The organism is Dorea amylophila (assembly GCF_025567265.1).
Lineage (GTDB): Bacteria > Bacillota > Clostridia > Lachnospirales > Lachnospiraceae > Dorea_A > Dorea_A amylophila.
In genome coordinates this window covers 21,444-44,012 of record NZ_JAOQJW010000005.1, presented here as the reverse complement: position 1 = coordinate 44,012, position 22,569 = coordinate 21,444, and the positions used below count along the sequence as shown (strand labels likewise).

27 protein-coding genes and 1 pseudogene are annotated in these 22,569 nt (G+C 39.4%); 26 read left to right on the top strand and 2 right to left on the bottom strand.

Annotation, left to right across the window (positions count from 1 at the left end):
- The first annotated feature begins 13 nt into the window (after positions 1-13).
- From OCV72_RS03980 to OCV72_RS03890, 19 genes and pseudogenes are all read left to right on the top strand, one after another.
- Positions 14-544 (top strand): type IIL restriction-modification enzyme MmeI, encoded by a 531-nt coding sequence (locus OCV72_RS03980; protein ID WP_055282097.1) that lies wholly within the window; start codon positions 14-16, stop codon positions 542-544.
- A 692-nt stretch (positions 545-1,236) separates the two neighbouring features.
- Positions 1,237-1,647: a single-stranded DNA-binding protein gene (locus tag OCV72_RS03975; protein WP_055282095.1), complete on the top strand. Its 411-nt coding sequence runs from the start codon at positions 1,237-1,239 to the stop codon at positions 1,645-1,647.
- Between the two features lie 41 nt (positions 1,648-1,688).
- Positions 1,689-1,889, top strand: coding sequence for a helix-turn-helix domain-containing protein (locus OCV72_RS03970; RefSeq protein WP_055282092.1), 201 nt, complete (start codon positions 1,689-1,691; stop codon positions 1,887-1,889).
- Positions 1,890-2,225: 336 nt separating this feature from the next.
- The gene (locus tag OCV72_RS03965) at positions 2,226-2,591 is read left to right on the top strand and encodes a DUF3847 domain-containing protein (RefSeq protein ID WP_055282090.1); all 366 of its coding nucleotides are present in this window, start codon (positions 2,226-2,228) and stop codon (positions 2,589-2,591) included.
- Positions 2,591-4,318 carry a MobQ family relaxase gene (mobQ, locus tag OCV72_RS03960; protein ID WP_055282088.1) on the top strand — a complete coding sequence of 576 codons (1,728 nt, stop codon included), beginning with the start codon at positions 2,591-2,593 and terminating at the stop codon, positions 4,316-4,318. The genes OCV72_RS03965 and mobQ overlap by 1 nt, the downstream gene beginning before the upstream one ends.
- A gap of 38 nt (positions 4,319-4,356) precedes the next feature.
- Positions 4,357-6,231 carry an AAA family ATPase gene (locus OCV72_RS03955; RefSeq protein ID WP_055282228.1) on the top strand — a complete coding sequence of 625 codons (1,875 nt, stop codon included), beginning with the start codon at positions 4,357-4,359 and terminating at the stop codon, positions 6,229-6,231.
- A 193-nt stretch (positions 6,232-6,424) separates the two neighbouring features.
- Positions 6,425-6,664: a hypothetical protein gene (locus OCV72_RS03950; RefSeq protein ID WP_055282085.1), complete on the top strand. Its 240-nt coding sequence runs from the start codon at positions 6,425-6,427 to the stop codon at positions 6,662-6,664.
- Between the two features lie 216 nt (positions 6,665-6,880).
- Complete coding sequence (locus OCV72_RS03945) at positions 6,881-7,045, top strand: hypothetical protein (protein WP_242859202.1); 165 nt, start codon at positions 6,881-6,883, stop codon at positions 7,043-7,045.
- 90 nt (positions 7,046-7,135) lie between these two features.
- Positions 7,136-7,345, top strand: a complete 210-nt coding sequence (locus OCV72_RS03940) for a DUF6462 family protein (RefSeq protein WP_005609464.1) — start codon at positions 7,136-7,138, stop codon at positions 7,343-7,345.
- A gap of 90 nt (positions 7,346-7,435) precedes the next feature.
- Positions 7,436-7,606: a hypothetical protein gene (locus OCV72_RS03935; RefSeq protein ID WP_172677201.1), complete on the top strand. Its 171-nt coding sequence runs from the start codon at positions 7,436-7,438 to the stop codon at positions 7,604-7,606.
- A gap of 35 nt (positions 7,607-7,641) precedes the next feature.
- The gene (locus tag OCV72_RS03930; RefSeq protein WP_055282084.1) at positions 7,642-8,877 is read left to right on the top strand and encodes a tyrosine-type recombinase/integrase; all 1,236 of its coding nucleotides are present in this window, start codon (positions 7,642-7,644) and stop codon (positions 8,875-8,877) included.
- Between the two features lie 170 nt (positions 8,878-9,047).
- Positions 9,048-9,515: pseudogene (locus OCV72_RS03925) on the top strand (hypothetical protein); the annotation flags it as partial.
- 206 nt (positions 9,516-9,721) lie between these two features.
- Positions 9,722-10,048, top strand: a complete 327-nt coding sequence (locus OCV72_RS03920; RefSeq protein WP_021737749.1) for a hypothetical protein — start codon at positions 9,722-9,724, stop codon at positions 10,046-10,048.
- 78 nt (positions 10,049-10,126) lie between these two features.
- Positions 10,127-10,840, top strand: a complete 714-nt coding sequence (locus tag OCV72_RS03915; RefSeq protein WP_055282080.1) for a lantibiotic protection ABC transporter ATP-binding protein — start codon at positions 10,127-10,129, stop codon at positions 10,838-10,840.
- Positions 10,833-11,564 carry a lantibiotic immunity ABC transporter MutE/EpiE family permease subunit gene (locus OCV72_RS03910; protein ID WP_004853398.1) on the top strand — a complete coding sequence of 244 codons (732 nt, stop codon included), beginning with the start codon at positions 10,833-10,835 and terminating at the stop codon, positions 11,562-11,564. Before OCV72_RS03915 ends, OCV72_RS03910 begins: the two co-directional genes overlap by 8 nt.
- Position 11,565: 1 nt before the next feature.
- Positions 11,566-12,306, top strand: coding sequence for a lantibiotic immunity ABC transporter MutG family permease subunit (locus tag OCV72_RS03905; RefSeq protein ID WP_005330844.1), 741 nt, complete (start codon positions 11,566-11,568; stop codon positions 12,304-12,306).
- A gap of 14 nt (positions 12,307-12,320) precedes the next feature.
- A complete protein-coding gene (locus OCV72_RS03900; RefSeq protein ID WP_055282078.1) occupies positions 12,321-12,983 on the top strand; it encodes a response regulator transcription factor in 663 nt (220 codons plus the stop codon).
- Positions 12,971-14,347 carry a sensor histidine kinase gene (locus OCV72_RS03895; protein WP_055282077.1) on the top strand — a complete coding sequence of 459 codons (1,377 nt, stop codon included), beginning with the start codon at positions 12,971-12,973 and terminating at the stop codon, positions 14,345-14,347. Before OCV72_RS03900 ends, OCV72_RS03895 begins: the two co-directional genes overlap by 13 nt.
- Before the next feature lie 534 nt (positions 14,348-14,881).
- Positions 14,882-15,013, top strand: coding sequence for a DUF6462 family protein (locus OCV72_RS03890; protein WP_242859201.1), 132 nt, complete (start codon positions 14,882-14,884; stop codon positions 15,011-15,013).
- A 172-nt stretch (positions 15,014-15,185) separates the two neighbouring features.
- Here OCV72_RS03890 and OCV72_RS03885 read toward each other — a convergent pair whose 3' ends face one another.
- Complete coding sequence (locus OCV72_RS03885; RefSeq protein WP_055282075.1) at positions 15,186-15,518, bottom strand: type II toxin-antitoxin system RelE/ParE family toxin; 333 nt, start codon at positions 15,516-15,518, stop codon at positions 15,186-15,188.
- Positions 15,515-15,778 (bottom strand): type II toxin-antitoxin system Phd/YefM family antitoxin, encoded by a 264-nt coding sequence (locus OCV72_RS03880; protein WP_055282073.1) that lies wholly within the window; start codon positions 15,776-15,778, stop codon positions 15,515-15,517. Before OCV72_RS03880 ends, OCV72_RS03885 begins: the two co-directional genes overlap by 4 nt.
- A 165-nt stretch (positions 15,779-15,943) precedes the next feature.
- Between OCV72_RS03880 and OCV72_RS03875 the strand changes: the two genes are divergently transcribed.
- The 7 genes from OCV72_RS03875 (at position 15,944) to OCV72_RS03845 (ending at position 22,502) form a co-directional block, all read left to right on the top strand.
- Positions 15,944-16,216: a hypothetical protein gene (locus OCV72_RS03875; protein WP_055282071.1), complete on the top strand. Its 273-nt coding sequence runs from the start codon at positions 15,944-15,946 to the stop codon at positions 16,214-16,216.
- Positions 16,217-16,568: 352 nt separating this feature from the next.
- Positions 16,569-18,455 (top strand): GLUG motif-containing protein, encoded by a 1,887-nt coding sequence (locus tag OCV72_RS03870; RefSeq protein WP_055282069.1) that lies wholly within the window; start codon positions 16,569-16,571, stop codon positions 18,453-18,455.
- A 412-nt stretch (positions 18,456-18,867) separates the two neighbouring features.
- Complete coding sequence (locus OCV72_RS03865; protein WP_242859200.1) at positions 18,868-19,221, top strand: reverse transcriptase family protein; 354 nt, start codon at positions 18,868-18,870, stop codon at positions 19,219-19,221.
- Positions 19,222-20,157, top strand: coding sequence for a group II intron reverse transcriptase/maturase (ltrA, locus tag OCV72_RS03860; RefSeq protein ID WP_242859199.1), 936 nt, complete (start codon positions 19,222-19,224; stop codon positions 20,155-20,157).
- A gap of 160 nt (positions 20,158-20,317) precedes the next feature.
- Positions 20,318-20,629, top strand: a complete 312-nt coding sequence (locus OCV72_RS03855; RefSeq protein ID WP_055282067.1) for a DUF5688 family protein — start codon at positions 20,318-20,320, stop codon at positions 20,627-20,629.
- 194 nt (positions 20,630-20,823) lie between these two features.
- Complete coding sequence (locus tag OCV72_RS03850; protein ID WP_055282065.1) at positions 20,824-21,756, top strand: hypothetical protein; 933 nt, start codon at positions 20,824-20,826, stop codon at positions 21,754-21,756.
- On the top strand, positions 21,756-22,502 hold the full coding sequence (locus tag OCV72_RS03845; protein WP_055282063.1) for a hypothetical protein: 747 nt from the start codon (positions 21,756-21,758) through the stop codon (positions 22,500-22,502). Before OCV72_RS03850 ends, OCV72_RS03845 begins: the two co-directional genes overlap by 1 nt.
- Positions 22,503-22,569 lie beyond the last annotated feature (67 nt).

The following is a 22,569-nucleotide window of genomic DNA, read 5'->3' as shown; positions in this document are numbered from 1 at the left end:
AAAGTTGATACTTTTGCTTGATGAAAGACAACGGAAAGAACTTGCACAGTATTCGCCATATATTGCAATACCAAAGGTGTCTTCGCAAAACAGAAGATATATTCCGATGGATTATCTTGAAGGAGAAATAATTCCAGGCGATAAACTTTTTACAATGCCGTCAGCCACAAGTTACGAGTTTGGAATACTAATGTCCAATGTTCATATGGCATGGACCAGAGCAGTATGTGGTCGACTAAAGAGTGATTATAGTTATTCTAATATGATTGTTTATAATAATTTCCCTTGGCCTTCTCCAACAAATGATCAAAAGGAAAAGATAAGAAAAACGGCACAGGCTATCTTGAATGCTAGAGCACTTTATACAGATAGCAATCTTGCAGATCTTTATGATCCTTTGACAATGCCAACAGAATTACTGAAAGCACATAAAGCAAATAACAGAGCAGTGATGCATGCTTATGGATTTAGCATTAAAATGTCAGAAGCAGACTGTGTTGCTGAATTAATGAGAATGTATCAGAAATTGACAAAAGAAAAATAATGATTACCCCAAAGGGCATTAACCATAAGTGGTTAGTGCCTATTTTTTTGCTTTTTTTCAAAATCATCTGACTTTATACATTCTGCCACATGTGATTAGTGGAAAAATGATTTTTCAAGAAAATCCATGTCCTCACGTTCTCTGGAATATGCAACTAGCGAAGAAGTATTTCATTTATGTACAAAAAACTTGCAAAAAGGGGTTGGTAAATACCATTTCCAACGCTTTATAGGTAGAGGAATAATTATTTTTCAAAATTTCCCAAAATCATGTCCGATTTTGTCGCTCCCAATACAGAGTATATGAAGGGACTAACGAAAGTAAAAGAAAAAATGATAAAAATGTAAAAAAATATCACGAATCTTTTGCATCTTGCAAAGTCATTTGACTTTAGTAATTAGAGGACGTTTTGGAATGTTCCTTTGTTGAACCTTGACAATTGATAAGTGCACCCTGAAAGCCTACCAGGAGTTCTGCCATGACCTTTCTTTTTCTGAAAGCAAGCGGAATCATAATGACACTCCCGATGATGGGCGGTTGATCAAAGCCTTATGATCAGTGACCTGTGTATGCAGGCAGAGGCAGTCTGAGACGGCTGCAGGTGACAGGGAAACGCACAATAGACCGCTGATGCAACAAGTAACTAATAACAATGATTAAAGGGTATCATGCCCGGAAAGGACGTAAAAACTATGAATAGAGTGATTTTAATGGGAAGACTGACAGAGAATCCGGAGATCAAATATGCCGGAAAAGATAATGATATGGCAGTAGCAAGATATACACTGGCAGTGAACAGAAAATATAAACGTGATGGTGAACAGGAAGCGGATTTTATTTCGTGTGTAACATTTGGTAAGAGTGCAGAGTTTGCACAGAAATATCTTCACAAGGGAATGCGGATTGTGATCGGTGGTCGCATCAGCACTGGCAGTTATAAGGATAAGGATGGAAAGACGATTTATACCACAGATGTGATTGTGGAAGAACATGAATTTGCCCAGAACAAGGACAGCGGTGCTGGAGCAGATTCATCAGAAACTCCGAAAACAGATAAAGACGGATTTATGGAAGCGAAGGATGGAGAAAATCCGTTTGACTAATAAAAGCAGAAATCTGTCTAATAAAAATGTGGAGGTTATTTATGAGTGTAAGTTATAACAGATTGTGGAAACAGCTCATTGATAAAAATATGAAGCGAATAGAAATGCAACACCTCACCGGGATTAGTGCAAATATCCTTGCCCGGATGGGAAAAAATCAATATGTATCAATGGAAACAGTCGAGAAAATTTGTAAGAAAATGGATTGTACTATTGACGAGATGATGGAATTTACAGATTAAAGATAGCAAGCCGGATACGGCATAATTCTCTTAGCAAAGCTAAGAGCGCACTTCTATACAGGCAATTACATCTGCCTGTATCGTGCGACCTGCGGTGCCATTCCTGACTTTGAAGAATTTCAATCCGGGAATATAGCGAAATCATAGATTTCGTACAAGGGGATAATTTCCCCTTGCGGCAAGAAGCCTATCCTATTGTAATAACTAATCTATTTTAAAATTGCGGAGGTCAGTATTTCTTTATTGTGAAACAACGACCTCTGTTTTTTATATCCAGGAATCGGCATTTATGAGAAGACCGGTTCTTTTTGTTTACAGAAAAAGGAGGACAGGAAAGTGAGCAGAGCAAAAAATCCGAAATATGAATCCATGTCATTGGAAGAACTGAGAGCCAACATGGAAAAAAGTAAAAAGGAACTGGAACATGCGATCCACAATAAAAATATTCTTGAACAGAGGAAAAGGATAGTGGAGCGAAAGGAACGTTCCCACAGATTGATCGTTAAAGGAGCAGAGTTTGAAAAAGCATTTCCATTATCCAGAGATTTGGAACAGGAAGAAGTTCAGGATGTTATGGAACAGTTGCAGAACAGTAGTTACAACAAGAGTATTGTGCGACAGGTTTACATAGCAGCCTTACACAAAGAGCAACAGCAGATTGCAGAAGCAGTTGAAAGAGCAGAAAAAGGAGATGACAGTTAATGGCATTGTATCATTTTTCGTTAAAGCAGGTGTCCAGAGGAAAAGGTCAGACAGTGGTTAATTCCGCAGCGTATATTTCGGGGCAGAAGCTTTATAACGATTATTATGGACAGACGCATGACTATACAAAAAAGTCTGGAGTAGTTTTCACAGAAATTCTGACGCCGGAATATGTGCCGGAACGTCTGACTGATCGGGAAACACTCTGGAATGAGGTAGAAAAGGTGGAGAAAAGTAAACGGGCACAGTTAGCTTATTCTTTTGATATTGCTTTGCAAAATGAACTGACGCTAGATGAAAATATAGAACTGGCAAGAGCGTTTTGCCGGGAGCAGTTCGTAGCACATGGCATGATTGTAGATCTGGCAGTTCATGAGGGAAAATCAAAGAATGAGGATGAACCAGATAATCCACATTTTCATGTACTTGCTCCAATCCGTCCTTTTACAGAAGATGGAAGATGGGGCAACAAGCAGAAACGGGAATATGTTCTGGATGAAGATGGAAACCGGATAAAAGATGCTAAAGGGAAGGATATATTCAATGCTGTTTCCACTACCGGGTGGAATGATCCGGAGCTTTTAAAGGAATGGAGAAGAGCGTGGACGGAGAAAGTAAATGAAAAATTCCGGGAGTGCCACATGGCAGCCAGAATTGATCACCGTTCTTACAAAGAGCAGGGAATTGACTTGATTCCGACCATACATGAGGGATATGAAGTTCGGGCGATGGAGAAAAAGGGGATTAAAACAATCATCGGGGAACTGAACAGAGCTATTCGACAGTTCAATCAGATGTTTATTTCTTTGAAAGAATCCATTCAGTGGATGAAGACAGCTTATGAAGAAATGAAGGTAGAACTGGATCGCAGACAGAACCCTACACTTCTGGAAAGCCTGCAAGATTATTATGATAAAAAGACACAGGGCAGACTACCGCTCCCAAATTTCTATGCGGAGATGAAACGGAGAGGGAAGAATCTCTCCAACTTACAGGAGTTTGCAAAGTCTATCAATTATCTTCAGACACATCAGATAGAGACAATGGATGACTTGAAGGAACGGATTGATGAACTGAATGGTGTTGTATCAGTCAGTAAAAAAGAGATTTCCGAAAAGCGAGATCAGTTAAAGAAACTGGAAAATCTACAAAAGATGGCAGAAGTAATAAAGATAAACCAGCCATTGATTGATGAATATAACCGTTTCTATTTTCAGAAAAGAAGGGAGAAATATTACCAGCAGCATAAGAAAGAAATCAATTACTATCGCAAATGTGAACGGGAGCTGAAACAGCATCTGGATAAAAATGGAAAAGTGCCAACTGCCAGATGGAAACGGGAAAAAGAAGAACTCCGGACAGCGATCGAAGAGCTGAAAGCAGATAAGCAGCCATATCAAGATGAGTTGGCTTTTGTGAAAAAAGTACAGACCTGTGCAGATATTGCCAGACGTGACCGGGAAATGGCAGAAGCAGATACTTCCGGGCGTTCAGAAGAAAAAAGCGAGAAGCAGACAAAGTTCCCAGCATTTCACGCAGCTCAGACGGAAGATATTTTTGAAGAAAGCGGTAAAGCAGAGCAACAGCCGGTGAATCAGCAGGAGAAGAAGCCAGAAAAGAAGACTTCTCTTCTGAGAAAATTGGATGAAAAGAAGAAAGAGTGTGCAGAGCGTGATGCAAAACAACAGGCAGTGAGGGAAAAACGGAACCATGAGATGAGTTTATAACAGTCTGTCAACAGGACAGATAGGAAAGGATGATGAAAATGCAGTATACAGAAGAACAGATTGCAAGAGCAAACCAGACCGATCTTGTTTCTTTCCTGAACGAACAGGGAGAACAGTTGGTAAAAAGTGGCAGAGAATACCGTTGGAAAAAGCATGACAGTGTAACGATATCCGGAAACCGATGGTATCGGCATAGTCAGAGTAAAGGAGGTTATCCGGTAGATTTTGTAATGGAATTTTATTATGCAACATTCCCGGAAGCAGTGAAAATGCTGATCGGGGAAGAAGGCGAAGGCAGGCAGAAGTCCTGCCCCGCCCCGTCAAAAGACTTCCGATTACCGGAGAAAAATAAAGATAATGAAATGATTGTAAAGTATCTGACAGAAAGCAGAGAGCTTGAGAAAAATCTGGTGATGGAATGGATTGTCAGAGGAGATATTTACGAAGAAAAGAAGCATCATAATGTTGTATTTATCGGCAGAGATGCAGATGGTATTCCAAGATATGCACATTGCCGTGGAACTGGTGAAATGAAATATCGTGGAGATGTAGCCGGTTCTGATAAAGCTTTTGGATTTTGCCACAGAGGAACGGATAATCAGTTGTTTGTGTTTGAAGCAGCCATTGATCTGCTCTCTTTTATTCAGTTGTTTCCCAAAGACTGGAAGAAACGCAGCTACCTGAGTCTGGGTGGAGTCTCCAGTGTGGCACTGATGACCTTTCTTTCTGAACGCCCTCAGATTACTTCTGTTTTCCTGTGCCTGGATAATGACCAGGCAGGGAATGAGGCTTGTGAGAAACTGGCAGGAGAAATCTCAGAAGGATACAGTGTAATTCGTCTGAAACCATCGCGAAAAGACTGGAATGAAATCCTCTGTGATAAAAATACTGACAGAAAGAAAGCAATCGCAGAAACAATCACAATAAAAGTACCAGAAGCAGAAGAACTGGTGCCGATGTTATGTTATGAAGATATTAAGCAGACCAGTGTGGAGTGGTTGTGGTTTCCTTATATTCCATTTGGAAAACTGACAATCATTCAGGGCAATCCGGGAGAAGGAAAAACTTATTTTGCAATGATGCTGACGGCAGCTTGTACCAATCGAAAGTTATTTCCTAATATGGAAGATATTGAACCGTTCAATGTAATTTATCAGACAGCAGAGGACGGTATGGGTGACACTATCAAGCCAAGACTGATAGAAGCAGGAGCAGATCTGAGCCGGGTTATGGTAATTGATGATACGGAAGAAGCATTAACCCTATCTGATGATCGAATTGAAAAAGCAGTCAGACAGAATCGAGTGCGGCTTGTAATCATTGATCCGGTACAGGCATTTATTGGAGCAGATGTGGATATGAACCGGGCAAATGAAGTGCGTCCGGTGTTCCGAAAACTGGGAATGATTGCCGAGAAGACCGGATGTGCCATTGTGCTGATCGGACATCTGAATAAATCTTCCGGAACACAGAGCACTTATCGAGGACTTGGTTCTATTGATATTATGGCAGCAGTGCGAAGCTTGATTTTCATCGGAAAAGTAAGAAAAGATCCAACCACAAGGGTGTTGATTCATGAAAAAAGCTCGCTAGCGCCACCAGGGGAGACAATGGCATTTAAACTGGGAGACGAAGAAGGATTTCGATGGGTGGGAGCTTATGAGATTTCCGCAGATGAATTGTTAGATGGAAAAGAAGGAAAAGCAACAGAAACAAAGCTGGAGCGAGGGAGAAAATTGATCAGGGAACTGCTTGCTGATAAAAAAGAAATTTCAATCAGGGAATTAGACGAAAAGGCAAAGGAGCAGGGAATATCCGGGAGGACAATGCGTGATGTGAGAAGCCGAATGAAGAATGAGTTGGAGTACCAAGTAAATGAAAAGCAGGAGAATAGTATTCGATTAAAAGAATGATGGGTGGCAGAGTCATCGAAGCAAATACAGATTTTTATAGATACCCTATCTGCCACCTGCCGTCTGCCGGTGCATGAATACTTTCAAGTATCAGGAGTAAGTAAAAGTAGATTGACAGATAATATAGAAAAGCGTATTATAATAATAAGAGGTGGGATTTCCCACACAAATGCTTGCGTAGGAGGTGTTGATAATGGAAGCAATGAAAGATTATGTTGCCCATCTGGATAACAAAAAAAGAATTACTCTCAGAGGAGCTGCTTATCAGTATTATAATGTAAAAGAATATGGAAATGGCTGCATTATTCTGGAACCTCGGGAACTGGCAGTGCCAGAGTGCATTTCAGCCAGAACTCTGGCAGATATGGATCGTGCAGTAAGCAATTTTAAAAGAGGCGATGTTTCCCAGGCTATTGACCTGTCAGATTTTTAAAAGGAATGAGAGATGAATTTTAATATACGAATGGGAATTCCTGAAATGCAGGAACTTTGGTTAGATCTGCAGGAGAAATATCGTTCCGGTAATATAAAAAAGAAGGAAGAACAGTTGTAAAAAAAATGGGGAAAGGCTTTAAAGCTGTTGTCGGCTGATCCGGGTTATCCGAGTCTTCAAACCCATGAAATAGAGCCATTATCCAGACGTTACGGAATGAAAGTGTGGCAATCTTATCTGGAAAATAAAACCAGTGGCGCAATGAGAATGTACTGGGTTTATGGACCAGACCAGAAAGATATTACAATTATTGGATTGGAGCCACACCCGGAAGATAAGAAAAATGGCGCATACGACCGAATTTCACTGTCGGATTTGTAGAATAAAACTGAATATGGAACTTAACACGAGCAGTTAGTCTATGAAAAATAGGTTAGCTGCTTTTTTCATGCAGAAAAGGAGGTGCGGTGTATGGGATATGCACGTAAAGATGTAGAGAAAACAAAGAAAATAGCAAAGAAATTCGTCCGTTATCAGGAAGGGGCAGAGCTTTACAGCATTGGGCTGACGAAATTCCAGGAGCTGGCGAAAGAAGCCAAAGCAGTGTATAAGATTGACAAGGTTGCCCTTGTAAACTGTGAGATATTTGAAAAGTATCTGGAGACATTCCGGATTGCGTAGGGAAGAAAAAATTGTGGAAGGACGAAAAACAGGGATTGACTTTTTGTCATACGAAAACTATAATGAAGATGTGGAGGAATAAGAACAGATATGGCGAAGACAGGAAGACCAAAGTCGGAAAATGTAAAAAAGAAAGTATTGAGTATCCGGGTGGAAGATTCTATGTATAAGCGTATCTGCGATTATGCCGGAAAGCACAAAATGACTGTGACAGAAGTTGTCCTGCAGGGACTGGAAAGAATTTTGAACAGACCTGAATAACATGAAGTCCTTCCTTTATTGAAGGAGGATTTTATATGGCACAGACAAGAAAAGATCTGCGAGGCAGAGTCTTGCGGAAAGGTGAATCACAGAGACGTTCCGATGAGAGGTATGTATATACTTATACAGATCCCCTTGGAAGACGTAAGTATGTTTATGCACAAGACCTTGTAACGCTTCGAGAAAAAGAAGCACAGCTCATGAAAGACCAGATGGACGGTCTGGATATTTATGTTGCCGGAAAGGCTACAGTAAATTTTGTATTTGACCGCTACATGAGTCTCAAAAACAATCTGAAACCAACGACCAAGAGTAATTATCTTTATATGTATGACCGATTTATCCGGGATACATTTGGAAAGCGGAATATAGCAGAGATTAAGTATTCTGATGTGGTGCAGTTCTATAATCATTTGACCAAGAAGCAGGAACTGAAGATTAACACATTGGAAACCATTCATACGTTATTGCATCCAACTTTTCAACTGGCTGTAAGGGATGACATTATCAGAAAAAATCCTACGGATGGAGTCATGGCAGAATTAAAGAAAAACTTAGGCATGAAGACCGGTGTGAGACATGCACTGACAATTCCACAGCAGAGAGCATTTATGGAATATATTGCTGCGCATCCGATTTATTTTCACTGGTGGCCGATTTTTACGATTTTTCTTGGAACCGGGTGCCGGATTGGAGAAGTTTTAGGGCTTCGATGGGAAGACATTGATTACGAGAAGCGGATTATCAGCATCAATCATAATCTGACGTATTATCCGGTAGGAGAAGACCGGGCATCGGAAAATCACATTTCGACGCCGAAAACAGAAGCCGGAATGCGTACGATTCCCATGTTGGATACAGTGAAAGATGCTTTTGAAATGATCTGGGAAGAGCAGAAAGAAAATGGCTGGACAGATGCAGAGATTGACGGAATGACAGGCTTTGTTTTCTGTAACCGTTATGGAAATATAATGAATGCCCAGTCAGTCAATCGAGCAATCAAGAGAATCTCATCTGCTTATAACGCAACAGAAGAAATAGAGGCAAAAAAAGAGCATCGGGAGCCGGTGCTGTTGCCGGATTTTTCAGCGCACAGCTTGAGACACACATTTTGCACAAGGCTTTGTGAAAGAGAAACAAACCTGAAAATAATCCAGTCGATCATGGGGCATAAGGATATTCAGACCACTATGGATATCTATGCAGAAGCGACAGAGGAGAAAAAACAGGAAACATTTGAACATTTGGCTGCAACAATGGATGTATTTTAAGAAGGGCTTATGAACCCTTTCATCTGACAACAGAAATAACCAAATGACATCAAATTGACAACAGATATGATTTGACAATGATTCATCATGAATGGTGATGAAGAGAAGACAATTTAATAGAAATAGCACAGCGAAGCATCACGAAGGGTAATGAAGAAAAATCAAAAAAATTCCCGACAATGAAGTCACTGGATGCTGATAAGAAGACTGCTAAGGCTGAAACTAAAGCGGTAGAAACTGCACCAGAGAAAGAAGAAGTTATTGATTTCTCTAAAGTAAAGGTTGAGCCTTTGTTTGAAGAATTTGTTGATTTTGATACATTTAGTAAGGCAGATTTTAGAGCGGTTAAGGTTAAAGAATGTATTGCAGTACCTAAATCAAAGAAGCTGTTACAGTTCACTCTTGATGATGGAGCAGGCACAGATCGTACGATTTTAAGCGGTATTCACGCATTTTATGAGCCAGAAGAACTAGTTGGAAAGACACTTATTGCAATCACAAATCTTCCACCGAGAGCAATGATGGGAATTGAATCTTGCGGTATGCTGTTGTCAGCAATCCATGAGGAAGAGGGAGAAGAAAAACTTCATCTTTTGATGGTGGATAATCATATTCCAGCGGGCGCAAAATTATATTAATCTCTCTATATAGCGAGCAGAAAAAACGTGTACTGCAACAAATTTGTAAGTTGATATGAAGAGACATGAAGTTGAAAAGTAGATAAATTTTGAATATCGTAAAATAACATAAAAAGGAACTTTCTTTTGGAGAAATCTAAGAGGGAGTTCCTTTTTTTGTTGCAATATGGTTGGAGCGAAGGAGATTTATAATATGCAAGCACTTTATGGATATCATGAATGGAAGCTATGCCCAAACACATTTCCCTTGCAAGTTATGGGATGCAGGAGAAAAGGGACTTACATTATCTGCTTTTGAATGGGAGAAGGATAGAAAAACGCTGATATATGGGCAGGTAGACTATATGTATGGAGAAGCACTTTATAAGCCTGAAATGAAAGAAGGAAATCCTATAAGGTTATATAGTTTGGATGAAATCACGGAGATATTCTGTAAATTAGGACTTCGTATTTGTAACAGCTTTGCTGATTTCAGTGGAAAGCCGAGTTCTGATAATGATATTCAATTGATGGTTTATTCCATACGGGAATAAATCTTCATCAAATCTTTATTTTTTTCTGTTAGGTTATATTTCAGTAAGAAATGAAATATAGAAGGAAGGATAGTAAAGATGGAAATGATGTTACAGACACAAAATCTATGTAAATATTTTAGAAAACAGAAAGCGGTAAATAATGTTTCACTTAATATCGAAAAGGGACAGATTTATGGACTGCTTGGACCGAATGGCGCTGGTAAATCTACCACATTGAAAATGCTGACCGGTATGTTGAAACCAACTGCAGGAAAGATTTACTTTGATGGAAAACTTTTGGATAGGAAAGATTTATCAAAAATAGGAGCGTTAATTGAAAATCCGCCTATTTATGAAAATCTTTCCGCCAGAGAGAATTTGAAGGTAAGACAATTATTGCTTGGTACAGATGAAAACAGAATTGATGAGGTCTTGCAGATTGTATCACTTACAAACACCGGAAAGAAGAAAGCAGGACAGTTTTCTTTGGGGATGAAGCAAAGACTAGGCATTGCAATGGCATTGCTTGGAGAACCGGAACTTTTGATATTGGATGAACCTACGAATGGATTAGATCCAATAGGCATCGAGGAATTACGAAAGCTGATCCGGTCTTTTCCGGAACAGGGAATCACTGTAATTCTCTCCAGTCATATTCTCTCAGAGGTACAGTTACTTGCAGATAAAGTCGGGATTATTTCAGGTGGAATCTTAGGATACGAAGGAGCATTAAAGCAGGGAGATAATCTTGAAGATTTGTTTATGAATGTGGTAAGAAAAAACCAGAAAGCAGGTGAAATCCATGGTTAATATTATAAAAGCAGAACATCAAAAAGCCAAAAGAACCATGCGAAAAAAGTTTATCTGGGGATTTCCTCTTCTTACATTTGTCATGGCATTTATATTTACTCTTGGGATGACAAATGCTTATGCAGAAAGTGTTTGGAACTGGTGGTATACACTTTTGCTGCCGGGGATGATTGCTCTATTTTGTTATCTTTCTGTGGCGCAGGAGAAAAAGATAAAATACTATCATTTAATGACTATTCCCACAGACAGAAGAAAATTGTTGCTGGGAAAAATTATTTATATTGGGTACATGATTTTGTTTTCTAATGTGATTGTGTTTGCAGGAGCAACGCTTGGAGGCTTTCTTCTAACGACACATGTTCCAGTTGGAGGAGCGTTGATTGCAGTATTGTTTCTGACGGTTTCTGAGTTATGGGAGATTCCGGTAGCTTTATTTTTAAGTGAACGATTTGGAATGATTGTAAACCTGTTCGTCTGCCTATTTATTACCGTCAGCGGTGTGGTAATATCACAAACCAGAATCTGGTATGTACTTGTTTCTGCAATCCCTATGCGAATGATGTGCCCGTTGCTTCATGTTTTACCAAATGGACTTGCCGCAGAAGCAGGGAATCCTCTTTTGGATACGGGAGTCATTGTTCCGGGAATGTGTCTCTCAATCATCTGGTTTGTTTTTGTAACGGTTCTGTTTTTGAAATGGTTTGAGAGAAGAGAGGTGAAATAAGATGATTGGAAGATCTCTTAATGCAGACTTGCGAAAGATGAAAGGAACATCTGTGATTCTGGCACACTTACTGATTCCGATTATAACCAGCGTTATATTTTTAATATATTACTTTTTTTCACCATGGAATGAAAATATGAAAGTGATTGCATTTTATCAGGCAATAGGAGCAGGACTTCCGGTACTTATTGGAATTTTTACAGCAAGTGTGATGGAACAGGAACAAAATGCAGGTGATTTTCAAAATCTGTTGTCTTTACCGGATAAACCTGCAGCATTTTTATCGAAACTGTTGATGCTACTGGTTTTGTGTCTGTGCTCTATCCTATTGACAGCAATCATATTCGGAATTGGATTTGGAAGAATCGCATCAAGCGATATCGAAATCATGAAAGGATGTATATTTGCAGCATTGCTGCTGTGGGGAAGCAGTGTTCCACTTTATCTGTGGCAGCTGATTCTGGCTTTTCAGTTTGGAAAAGGGGTATCCATTGGAGCAGGGATTATATCAGGACTAATTAGTGCATTGATGCTTACCGGACTTGGAGATTATGTGTGGAAATATGTATTTGTCTGCTGGACGGGTAGAGTACCATATACTTATCTGCAATCTGTATTGGGAGAAACTAGTGTAGGTGAATGGTTGTCATTCATACCAGGTTGCTTAATATTTACAGGGATTAGTATGGTATACTATTTTTGGTGGGTAAACCACTGGGAAGGAAACAGAATATCGGAATAGAATCGAGGGAAACTATGGCAAAAATACTGGCAGTTGATGATGAACCGGCAATTTTGGAAATGATAGAAAGCATTTTGAATAAGGATGGACATCTGGTTACCAAAGTAAGTAATCCACTAAAAATTAATATGGAAGAATTACATCGTTATGACCTGATTTTACTGGACATTATGATGCCTGGAATTGATGGCTTCGAATTATGCAAAAGAATTAGGATACTTGTGGATTGTCCGATTTTGTTTCTTACGGCAAAAACGGAGGAAAACAGTCTGGTAAACGGACTTTCTTTAGGAGCAGATGATTATATTTCAAAGCCATTTGGAGTGATGGAACTTCGGGCAAGGATCAATGCACATCTTAGAAGAGAGCACAGGGAACATTCTGTCCGGATGGTTTTAGGGAGAGTCTGCATTCAGATGTCTCAAAAGAAACTGTTGGTTGATGATAAGGAACTTCCTCTTACGAAAGCGGAGTACGAAATTTGTGAATTCCTGGCTAAAAACAGGGGACAGGTTTTCTCGAAAGAACAGATTTTAGAAGAGGTCTTTGGTTTTGACAGTGAGAGTAATGACAGTACCATTATCACGCATATCAAAAATATAAGAGCAAAATTTGCGGATTATGATTATACACCGATAAAAACAGTCTGGGGGATTGGATATAAATGGGAAGAGTAAAGAGAAGCAATGCACTCAGCTGGATTTTTATGAGATATGTACTGGTCATGCTTGGATCATTAGTAGGTTTGGTGATTGTTGCTTGGCTGCTGCTGTACCTTTTGATTAGTGTGGGCTGTATCTATCCGGCGAATTATGCAGAGCAAAAGATTAATGAAGCATATGATACGATTTTACGTGCGGATAAAGTAACTGCTGAGATGATTCCTGCACTTTGTGATTATGTAATCTTTTCAGAGAATGGAGAGAAAATAGGTGGAGATCTGTCAGAACAATACGAACAGATAGCATGGAATGTTGCAAAGTACGGAAACGCATCCGGGAAATATTTTTATAAAGTAATTGTAAGGGAAAATGAATATGTTGTATTGCAATATCGCCTGACACCTCAATATCATTCAGCTTTTTTGAGGGAGCATTTTATAGGACCACAGAATGTGATGAGTATTATGTCAGTGATTGGAGCGGTAGCGATTATCATCATTCCGTCCATACGTTTTGGAAAAAGAATCAAAAAGCAGATGCAGCCTGTATTAGACGCAATCAGACAAATAAAGGATCAAAATCTGGAATATGAGACATCTTGTTCCGGTATCAAAGAGTTTGATGACTGTTTATCGGCAATCGATGATATGCGAGATGCATTGCGAGAATCTTTAGAAAAGCAGTGGAAAACAGAGCAGGAAAAGAAACAACAGATGTCTGCTTTGGCGCATGATATTAAAACACCTCTTACGATTGTACGGGGAAATGCAGAACTACTTTCAGAGACTGAACTGACCACAGAACAGAAGAATAATATCACTTATGTTTTGAACGGCACAATACAGATACAAAGTTATGTAAAACAGTTGATAGATGTCACAAAATCATGGAATTGCAGTGATGTTACCTATACAACGGTGAGGTTAGAAGATTTTTTCGCAGATATAAAGGAACAGGCACTCGGACTGGTAGAAATCTATCACCAGAAAATAGATTGGAAGGCGGGACAAAGTGATAAAAAGGTAACGATTGCTTATGATCCAATGTTCCGGGCCGTAATGAATATGATTCAGAATGCAGTGGAGCATACAAAAGAAAATGGAATCATTTATATTGACGCAAAGGAGCAGGATGGCCGGCTGACATTCATTGTGGAGGATAGCGGATCAGGATTTACAAAAGAAGCATTATTGCATGGCACAGAGCAGTTTTTTATGGATGACACAAGTAGAAATGGCGAAGTCCATTATGGGATGGGACTATTTTTTGCAAAAACTGTGGCTGAAAAATATGGTGGAGGTATTAAACTTTCAAATTCTGAAAATACAGGTGGGGCGAGGGTAGAAATATTTTTCCTGAGTAGTCAAGAAACAAGCTAAATAGACCGCAATTAAGCTATGTAAAAGAAATTTTACATGCTTTTATCTAATATGTAAAAGCCTTTTGATAGACATTACTACTACGTTTGCTGTAATCTCATGGAAGAAGGAGGCATACAGAATTATGATAGCTGATAAAATTAAAAATGCTCGTACTATTTTTTATTACATAACTATCATTATAGTTGGGATTATATGCACATATAAGAAGAGAATAATATAACTTTTGTTATGCATGAAGCTGTACTAATCCAGAAAAAAAGTTCGGTTTGGTAGTCATAGACGTCCAATCAGGAAAAGTGGTTCCACGGATTGACATGGAGCTACATGAAACGGCCTGGAGCTGTATAGATTGAAATAATGATGTATGGATTATAAGGTGTATAAAGGGACACTTCTCTTTTGGTAGAAATACCAATGGAAGGTGTCCTTTTTTGTTGTCAGGCATAGCAATTATTCATTTTGATGATATGCAGAAAACACATCCTTTCACGTACCAGCCAAATAAATTTCTGGAAACAAGGGGGAAGCGTTATGGGAAATAACCGAAGCAAGGTTCCGGATTTGGAAAAGCTTGTCAAAGGAGGACGTAAGAAATTTGTCCGTTATGAAGAAGGTGCAATGCTTTATTCCATGGGGATCCATACATTTCAACAGTTACAATGACAACCGGAAATATTGAAATCAAATGCCCGAAATGTGGGTATATCAATGAGATTGACCTTTCTTTAAGAAAAGGCAGTGTCAAGTTTAGGAAATTTAAAATCAATACAGATTGAGCAGACAACTGAATAATTGTGTTTTATAAAAAGTAAAGGAATCTGCAAAAACAGATTCCTTAAACCAGGGGAAATCCCTGTCGAAGAATGGAACACCAGTTACTTTTTTGATAGAGAAAACGGACTACAATAACGGTCTGCTTTTCTTCATCAATAATATAAAAGGCAAGGTAATTATTGATTATTACAAAACGAATTTCCCAACTTGCTAAAACCGGATCATCGACAAGACGGAACTTTTGAGGTAAATCTGATAATGTTCCTATCTGCTTTGTGACAGCATCTAACAGATTGTCAGCAGCTTGTGGATTTTTTAGGGTAAATTCGATGTAATCCACAGCACGCATAATATCATGCTCTGCGGTGGATGTGATATGAAGCTGATAACTCATCGTGTGCGGCGACTCCTGATATCTGCCATAGCTTCAGAGAAAGGTCGGGTGTTGCCTGATGCAATATCGTCCATTCCGTCCTTGATTTGGCTGTAAAGCTCAAAGCGGCTGACAAGATTTTCGTAGGCTTCAATGCTCATAACTGCAAGGTCGCCTTTTCCATTCTTCGTGATGAAAACTGGTTCTGGATAATTATGACAAAATGTAGAAATTTCATTGTAATTATTCCTTAAATCAGCACTTGATTTGATTGTCGGCATAAAAGCACCTCCTTATCTGATAACAAAATTATACATAAATTTTGTTATGAAGTCAATGGATTTGCTATAAGTGTTGGCAGAATTAAATCTTAATATGTCAATGAGATTGACCTTTCTTTAAAGAAAGTAAGTGTCAAGTTTAGGAAATTCAAGGAGATTACGAACATGACAAATGAAAAAACATTAAAAAACAGGAAGAACTTTTTGCAAAGGATTGTAAACTCATCAACCTCAAATACGAGTACATGGGATATACCGGACAGGAAAAATGGGCGATTGTATCTGAATTGTACAGAAAACGCTAGAATAACAATAGAGCCGGTAGGAATCAGAGTAATTTGTCAGTGCCTTATGGAGTGGCGAAATCGAGAGATACAGGCGAAAAGACACGGCGCAGTGGATGCCATAAATAGACTGCTGATATGGTTTATCCGCTAAAGAGAAAAGTCGCTGTCACAGACGGCGGCTTTTCCTTTTCGGGTAGTATTCAAGAAGTCATAAAGTTCCGTGAGTAATGAAAGAAGGCAATGCTTTGAGAAAAAGATGAGAGCAATATTCTGAAAACTACTTGAGATTTTTGAAAAAATCTGATAAAATACTTTTATATATCTATGGGGTAGGGGAATTCATATCCTTTTGCCTTAGAAATTATGGAAGGATGGTGGTTTGATATTGAAGTCCTAACCACGACCGGCAAATCGATCTTTTCCGGTTAAACCTTCTATCTTCTCCGGCGTGTCCGCTGTCGGAGGAAGAAAATAGCGGATAGAATTATTTTGGAGGAATGAAAATGAAGAAGAAACTTTTAAGTCTTCTGCTTGCGTTGTGTCTTGTGATGACATTTGCTCCAATTCCAGCGTTTGCAGAAGAGAACGAGCAAAGCAACAAAACCTCAATCACAACAGTAGATGAGCTTTTGCAATTTGCAAAAGCTGTAGACAATGGCGAATATGATGATAAAACAGATGCAGTTGTATCTCTTGATGCAGATTTGGATTTAACAGGTGTTGCGTGGAAACCGATTGGCAGCGTATTTGCTGCTGATGGAACTCTGCTGCATTACTTCAGCGGCAAATTCTATGGAAATGGACATACGATTTCCAATTTAGATTTTTCCGAAAACTATGGAAAGACAGAGTATCCATCTTACGGATTTTTCAGTGAGGTTTACGGCGCTGAAATTTCCGGTTTGACAATTCAAGGTAAGCTGGATGTGTCCAATTCAGGGTATGTCTATTTTGGAACGGTAGCGGGCGTTGCAGCAGACAGCAAAATTTCTGACTGCGTTTCAGATGTGTCGTTCACGGATACAGACAAGTATATTAACGGGACTGTGGCTTTGTGCGGATATGCGATAAATAGCACAATTGAATACTGCCAAAACAAGGGAAATTTTTCAATAACGAAGGATGTCACCTCTTTTCAGATGGGCGGTATCGTAGGCCTTGCTCAAAACAGTACCGTACAGTTTTGTGCTAATACAGGCGAGATGACCTCTTGGACATCCTGTACCGGCGGAATTGTTGGGCAGCTGTATCAAGCCTCAAAGATTATCAATTGTTATTCCACCGGGAAAATGGTTCCTCTTGGCAAGGGAAATACGGATTTCGGCGGCATTGCAGGGATAGTTGGTGCAGATACAAAAATCAGACACTGCTATTTCGCTGGTGAAATGGATTTATCTCAATATACGGCTACTACACCTTATAAGCGTTTAGGTGGTATTGCAGGCGGTGTTTCTTCTGATACACCTGCTTTTGAAAACAATTATTTCGTGGAAACTGAAAATGTCCCGGCTTGCTTTAAGTACCAGGATGCTGGAACAGAAAAGACCCTTGACTTTATGAAAACGGAAGATTTCTTTAATGAAATCACTGCTGCTGGTGGCAATTATCGATTTAATTCTAATGGAACGCCCCTTTTGCCTGCACCTAAGTATACAGTTTCTTTTGTCGTAACACCTGCTGAATTGGCGAATGTAGTCATTAAAGTGAATGGTCAGGAAGTAGCAAACCCTGTTGATTTGGAAGCGGGTACTTATACTGTCGAAGTCAGCGCAGATAATTGCGAGGTTTTCAATCTCAATATTACGATTACGGCTGATACAGCAACTCATACGCAGACCATTGCAATGACTTATTTACCTGCCGACTACACTAAGGTCGACGCAGCCATTGCCAAGGCAAATGCACTGAACAAGGACAACTACAAGGACTTCTCTGCTGTAGAAACTGCTGTCAAGGCTGTTGTCCGTGACAAGAACATCACTGAACAGAGCGAAGTGGATGCAATGGCGAAGGCTATTGAAGATGCCATTGCTGCCCTGCAATACAAGGATGCTGATTACACAAAGGTTGATGCAGCCATTGCCAAAGCAAATGCACTAAACAAGAATGACTACAAGGATTTCTCCGGTGTGGAAGCTGCTGTCAAGGCTGTTATCCGTGGTAAAAATATTACGGAGCAATCCGAAGTAGACAAGATGGCAAAGGCTATCGAAGATGCGATTGCTGCTCTTGAGAAAAAGCCTGCCAGTACCAAACCGGGAACATCCGATAAGAGTCCGCAGACCGGCGATACAAGCAACCTTGCTTTGTGGATTGCCCTGTTGTTCATCAGCGGCGGTGCAGCCATCGGCACAATGGTTGTAAGCAGGAAGAAAAAGTACAACAGATAATTGAATAGTGTTCCCTTGCTCCATCTTCCGAGCAAGACAAAAGCGTCGTAGTAATACGGCGCTTTTTTGTTACCGTGTGTCCAGTGAAGCTGGACCACACTTGCCGGTGAAAGTCCGGTCACGGTAATCGCCAGTGAGCCGTGTAGCTAAACTCGGTGCGTTGTAGTAATACAGGGTGCTAAGCGAGTGGATAAAGTAACCTCGACAAGAGGAGCGAGCAATCATGCAGACCGTAACATTAAGTGAATTCTGCCGTATCGTTAAAAAGGTCTCTGATAGGAGAGCAAAGAGAAGTTGAGCCTTGGGTATATGGGCGAAAACCATGGAACGTGTGAAGAAACTGGAAAGCAGTTTATGGGAATGTTCCTTACTTCAGTCAAGTTTGTAGAGAGGGTAAGAGTGAGAGAATGTCATGCAGACTAATAACTCCAAAGAAAAAGTTCGACAACTTCAAAACAAACTATATCTGACAGCCAAGAAATGTGACAGCCGAAGATTTCATGCACTGTACGATAAGGTGTATCGGGATGATGTACTTTTCGAGGCATGGAAACGGGTAAAAGCTAACAAAGATTTCAGTGGTGTAGATGGAATCAGAATCGAAGATATTGAAGCGATGGGAATTGAAAAATACCTGTCAGAAATCAAATCGGAACTGATGGATGGAAAGTACAAACCATCCCCAGTAAAGCGAGTTATGATACCAAAACCAGACGGAAGTGAAAGACCTCTTGGAATACCAACAGTCAAGGACAGAATTGTGTAAATGGCTACCAAGATAGCAATAGAGCCAGTATTCGAAGCTGACTTTAGAGATTGTTCCTATGGATTCCGACCGAAAAGAAGTGCCAAGCAAGCACTGGAAGTGGTAAGGAAAGCGTGTAACAACAAGGGCTATTATGTAGTAGACGCAGATATTGAGAAGTTCTTTGATAACGTAAACCAAGATAAGCTGATGAAACTGGTAGAGCAGAGAATATCAGACCGTAGGATATTGAAGCTGATAAGACAATGGTTAGTATCAGGAGTATTATACGGAAATGTACTGACAATCTCTGAACTGGGAACAAGCCAAGGTTCAGTTATATCTCCGTTATTGGCAAACATCTACTTAAATACACTGGACAGACTGTGGGAAAAGTATGGACTTACTCACGGTATTCTTGTAAGGTACGCAGATGATACAGTAATCATCTGCAAGAATAAGAAAAGTGCAAATCACGCACTGAACTTATTGCAATACATCATGGCAAAACTGGATTTAAAGCTACACCCAGTAAAAACAAAGATTGCCAGCATGTGGGACGGAAAAGAGGGATTTGACTTTCTTGGAATGCACCACAGAAGAATGACAATGGAAACAAGCAAAGGACAATTGTATAAAGAAACTTATCAGTATCCGAGCAGGAAAGCTATGAGGAAAATGAAAGTAGAAATTAAAAGAAATGTAAACAGTCGAAGTCTGCTGATTGCAAAGGAAGAGGATTTAATAAAGAATCTAAATCCGAAAATCACAGGTTGGAAGAATTATTATTCCACCAAAACAAATGAGAAATGGATGCAGGCATTGGACTGGTACATTATCTGTACCTTTACAAGATGGTATAACAAGAAACACCAAAGGCGTAAACATATGTCAAGAGTGGGATTTGTTAGAAATAGCATTTACGAAAAAGGATTAAAGAAAATGGCTAGAGCATGACGTAATGCTGTAGAAAGAAGAATGTTGGAAAGCCGTGTGAGGGAGAACCTCATGCACGGTTTGATGAGGGGCGGATGAAATTTCTCATCCGCCTACTCTACCACAATTCTGGGTGACGATCCGGATCAACCAAATCAAAAGCAGAAAGGAAAACAAAACTATGGATTATGAACAGTTCAAAGAACGAATCGAAGAGGATCTTCACCAGGCACTTGCTGATCATGGTATTGATGCAAGCTTCAGTCAGCATCATGTTGAGAAGCTGAATGTTTCCTATGATGCACTTAGCGTTACTCCTGAGGGTAGTCACATCGGTGTGAATGCAAATCTCAGTGCCATGTTCGGGGCTATTGAGAACGGACTGCGACTATCTTTGATAGAGAGCCAACAGATATCTTTGATGTCTGTACGAGGGTATGGGGAATCGGAATCCCCATCAAGAGACTTACCCGGAGGTATGCCGCAGCCATAAAATGGCGATACGGTAATACCTAGGTGGATCTTGCTCTAATCTACGAACCCTCTTACATATACAAAAGATGGAGGGGGAAAATACAGGGTGTAAGAGAAAAGAATTTTAGAAAAATCAAAATAACTCAAAAACTTGACTTTTAATATTGACAAAGTTGAAATGAAAGAAAATGAGTTAAAAGGAGAACGAGAAATATGTTTACAAGCGTATTCGGGATTTCTATAAAATATGAAGCATGGAATCATCAGGATTCTTTGCCTGTTTATATTGCAGGGAGTTATGATTTTCATACAGCATATATTGGAAACAGACGCTGTATAATGCTTGCTCCAACAGAAGAACTTGCCACACTTCCGGCATTGAAAAAACAAATTGTAAAAATACAGCAGATTGATAATGTGCCAGTTGTATTTGAACTTACAACGGTATCAAATTATCGAAGAACAAGCCTTATAGAAAATAATATACCGTTTATTACTGATAAGCAGGTCTTTCTTCCTTTCATTGGGACAATGCTTTCTGATGAAAAAGAACCCCAAAAGCTGACGGGTAAGTTTGTTTACTCCACGCAGCAGTTGTTTTTATTTTATCTGTACAGTAAGAAAAAACGATTGTATATTTCAGAAGCCGGAAAAGTGCTTCCATTTACAGCAATGACATTGACCAGAGCAGTAAAGCAGTTGGAAACGACGGATTTGTTTTTGGTAGCAAAAGACGGTGTCAATAAGTTTATTGAGTCAAAATATAAGCGAGATGAATTATTTGAAAAAGCAAAAGTATATTTGAAGACTCCTGTTCGAAAAACAGGATATATAGATAAGACGCAAGTTACAGAAAATATGGTCTTTGCAGGGGAAACGGCACTTTCTGAAAAAACAATGTTAAATCCAAGCCGAGTTGTTACCTATGCAATTAGTGAGAAAGATTATGATAAAACCTTGCTAACCGATGAATTGATAGACCCGGATAAACAGATAAGACTTGAATTATGGGCATACAACCCGAAACAATTTTCAGAGGATAACAGTGCTGATGATATTTCCATTGTTTTGTCTTTTGGAGATACAAACGATGAGAGAATTGAAGAAGCAGTAGATGAATTACAGAAAAGAAGGTTGAAGGAGTAATGGTCAGCGGATTTACAAAATTTAAGGAAAGATTTCAGGGTTTTGAAAATCAATATGTCATCGTCGGTGGGACAGCGTGTGATTTGATTATGGAAAACGAAGAATTACCGTTTCGTGCTACAAAAGATGTAGATATTGTACTGATTGTTGAATCCATAACAGCGGAGTTCGGCAGGCAGTTTTGGGAGTATGTCAAGGAAGCAGGATATGAGCATTTGAATAAAAGTACCGGAAATGCACAGTTTTATCGTTTCACATCTCCGAAAAGCAAAGAATATCCATATATGATAGAAATATTTTCCAGAAATTCAGATTTTATTATATTGGAAGATGATGCAGTTCTCACACCGCTTCCGATAGACGATGAAATCTCCAGCTTGTCGGCAATCCTTCTAAACGAAGCGTATTATGAATTGCTAAAAACCGGACAAATGATGGTTGATGGCATTCCGGTATTAAGTCTGACTTGCCTGATACCATTTAAGGCGACAGCGTGGCTGGATTTAAAAGAACGCAAGCTGAATGGAGAGCAGGTTGACAGCAAAAATATAAAGAAACATAAAAACGATGTGTTCCGATTAGCACAGTTAATCACAGCCAATACAAGGCAAGTTCTCAGTTCGGAAATAGCAGAAGATATGAAAAAGTTCTTATCTGAAATAGCTGATGAAACAGTGGATTTAAAGTCATTAGACATTAGGGGAACGGATAAACAAAAAATTATAGATATGTTGTACCTGTGCTAGAATTTGAACGATAATACATAATTTTTCTCTAAAGCAAAAAAAATTACATATCAGAGGCTGTATTTTC

Bases quoted from the DNA above. Each gene is read 5' to 3' on its own strand.
- OCV72_RS03975 (WP_055282095.1), top strand. From the start codon at position 1,237: ATGAATAGAGTGATTTTAATGGGAAGACTGACAGAGAATCCGGAGATC.
- OCV72_RS03970 (WP_055282092.1), top strand. From the start codon at position 1,689: ATGAGTGTAAGTTATAACAGATTGTGGAAACAGCTCATTGATAAAAAT.
- mobQ (WP_055282088.1), top strand. From the start codon at position 2,591: ATGGCATTGTATCATTTTTCGTTAAAGCAGGTGTCCAGAGGAAAAGGT.
- OCV72_RS03955 (WP_055282228.1), top strand. From the start codon at position 4,357: ATGCAGTATACAGAAGAACAGATTGCAAGAGCAAACCAGACCGATCTT.
- OCV72_RS03950 (WP_055282085.1), top strand. From the start codon at position 6,425: ATGGAAGCAATGAAAGATTATGTTGCCCATCTGGATAACAAAAAAAGA.
- OCV72_RS03945 (WP_242859202.1), top strand. From the start codon at position 6,881: ATGAAAGTGTGGCAATCTTATCTGGAAAATAAAACCAGTGGCGCAATG.
- OCV72_RS03940 (WP_005609464.1), top strand. From the start codon at position 7,136: ATGGGATATGCACGTAAAGATGTAGAGAAAACAAAGAAAATAGCAAAG.
- OCV72_RS03935 (WP_172677201.1), top strand. From the start codon at position 7,436: ATGGCGAAGACAGGAAGACCAAAGTCGGAAAATGTAAAAAAGAAAGTA.
- OCV72_RS03930 (WP_055282084.1), top strand. From the start codon at position 7,642: ATGGCACAGACAAGAAAAGATCTGCGAGGCAGAGTCTTGCGGAAAGGT.
- OCV72_RS03920 (WP_021737749.1), top strand. From the start codon at position 9,722: ATGGATATCATGAATGGAAGCTATGCCCAAACACATTTCCCTTGCAAG.
- OCV72_RS03915 (WP_055282080.1), top strand. From the start codon at position 10,127: ATGGAAATGATGTTACAGACACAAAATCTATGTAAATATTTTAGAAAA.
- OCV72_RS03910 (WP_004853398.1), top strand. From the start codon at position 10,833: ATGGTTAATATTATAAAAGCAGAACATCAAAAAGCCAAAAGAACCATG.
- OCV72_RS03905 (WP_005330844.1), top strand. From the start codon at position 11,566: ATGATTGGAAGATCTCTTAATGCAGACTTGCGAAAGATGAAAGGAACA.
- OCV72_RS03900 (WP_055282078.1), top strand. From the start codon at position 12,321: ATGGCAAAAATACTGGCAGTTGATGATGAACCGGCAATTTTGGAAATG.
- OCV72_RS03895 (WP_055282077.1), top strand. From the start codon at position 12,971: ATGGGAAGAGTAAAGAGAAGCAATGCACTCAGCTGGATTTTTATGAGA.
- OCV72_RS03890 (WP_242859201.1), top strand. From the start codon at position 14,882: ATGGGAAATAACCGAAGCAAGGTTCCGGATTTGGAAAAGCTTGTCAAA.
- OCV72_RS03885 (WP_055282075.1), bottom strand. From the start codon at position 15,518: ATGAGTTATCAGCTTCATATCACATCCACCGCAGAGCATGATATTATG.
- OCV72_RS03880 (WP_055282073.1), bottom strand. From the start codon at position 15,778: ATGCCGACAATCAAATCAAGTGCTGATTTAAGGAATAATTACAATGAA.
- OCV72_RS03875 (WP_055282071.1), top strand. From the start codon at position 15,944: ATGACAAATGAAAAAACATTAAAAAACAGGAAGAACTTTTTGCAAAGG.
- OCV72_RS03870 (WP_055282069.1), top strand. From the start codon at position 16,569: ATGAAGAAGAAACTTTTAAGTCTTCTGCTTGCGTTGTGTCTTGTGATG.
- OCV72_RS03865 (WP_242859200.1), top strand. From the start codon at position 18,868: ATGCAGACTAATAACTCCAAAGAAAAAGTTCGACAACTTCAAAACAAA.
- ltrA (WP_242859199.1), top strand. From the start codon at position 19,222: ATGGCTACCAAGATAGCAATAGAGCCAGTATTCGAAGCTGACTTTAGA.
- OCV72_RS03855 (WP_055282067.1), top strand. From the start codon at position 20,318: ATGGATTATGAACAGTTCAAAGAACGAATCGAAGAGGATCTTCACCAG.
- OCV72_RS03850 (WP_055282065.1), top strand. From the start codon at position 20,824: ATGTTTACAAGCGTATTCGGGATTTCTATAAAATATGAAGCATGGAAT.
- OCV72_RS03845 (WP_055282063.1), top strand. From the start codon at position 21,756: ATGGTCAGCGGATTTACAAAATTTAAGGAAAGATTTCAGGGTTTTGAA.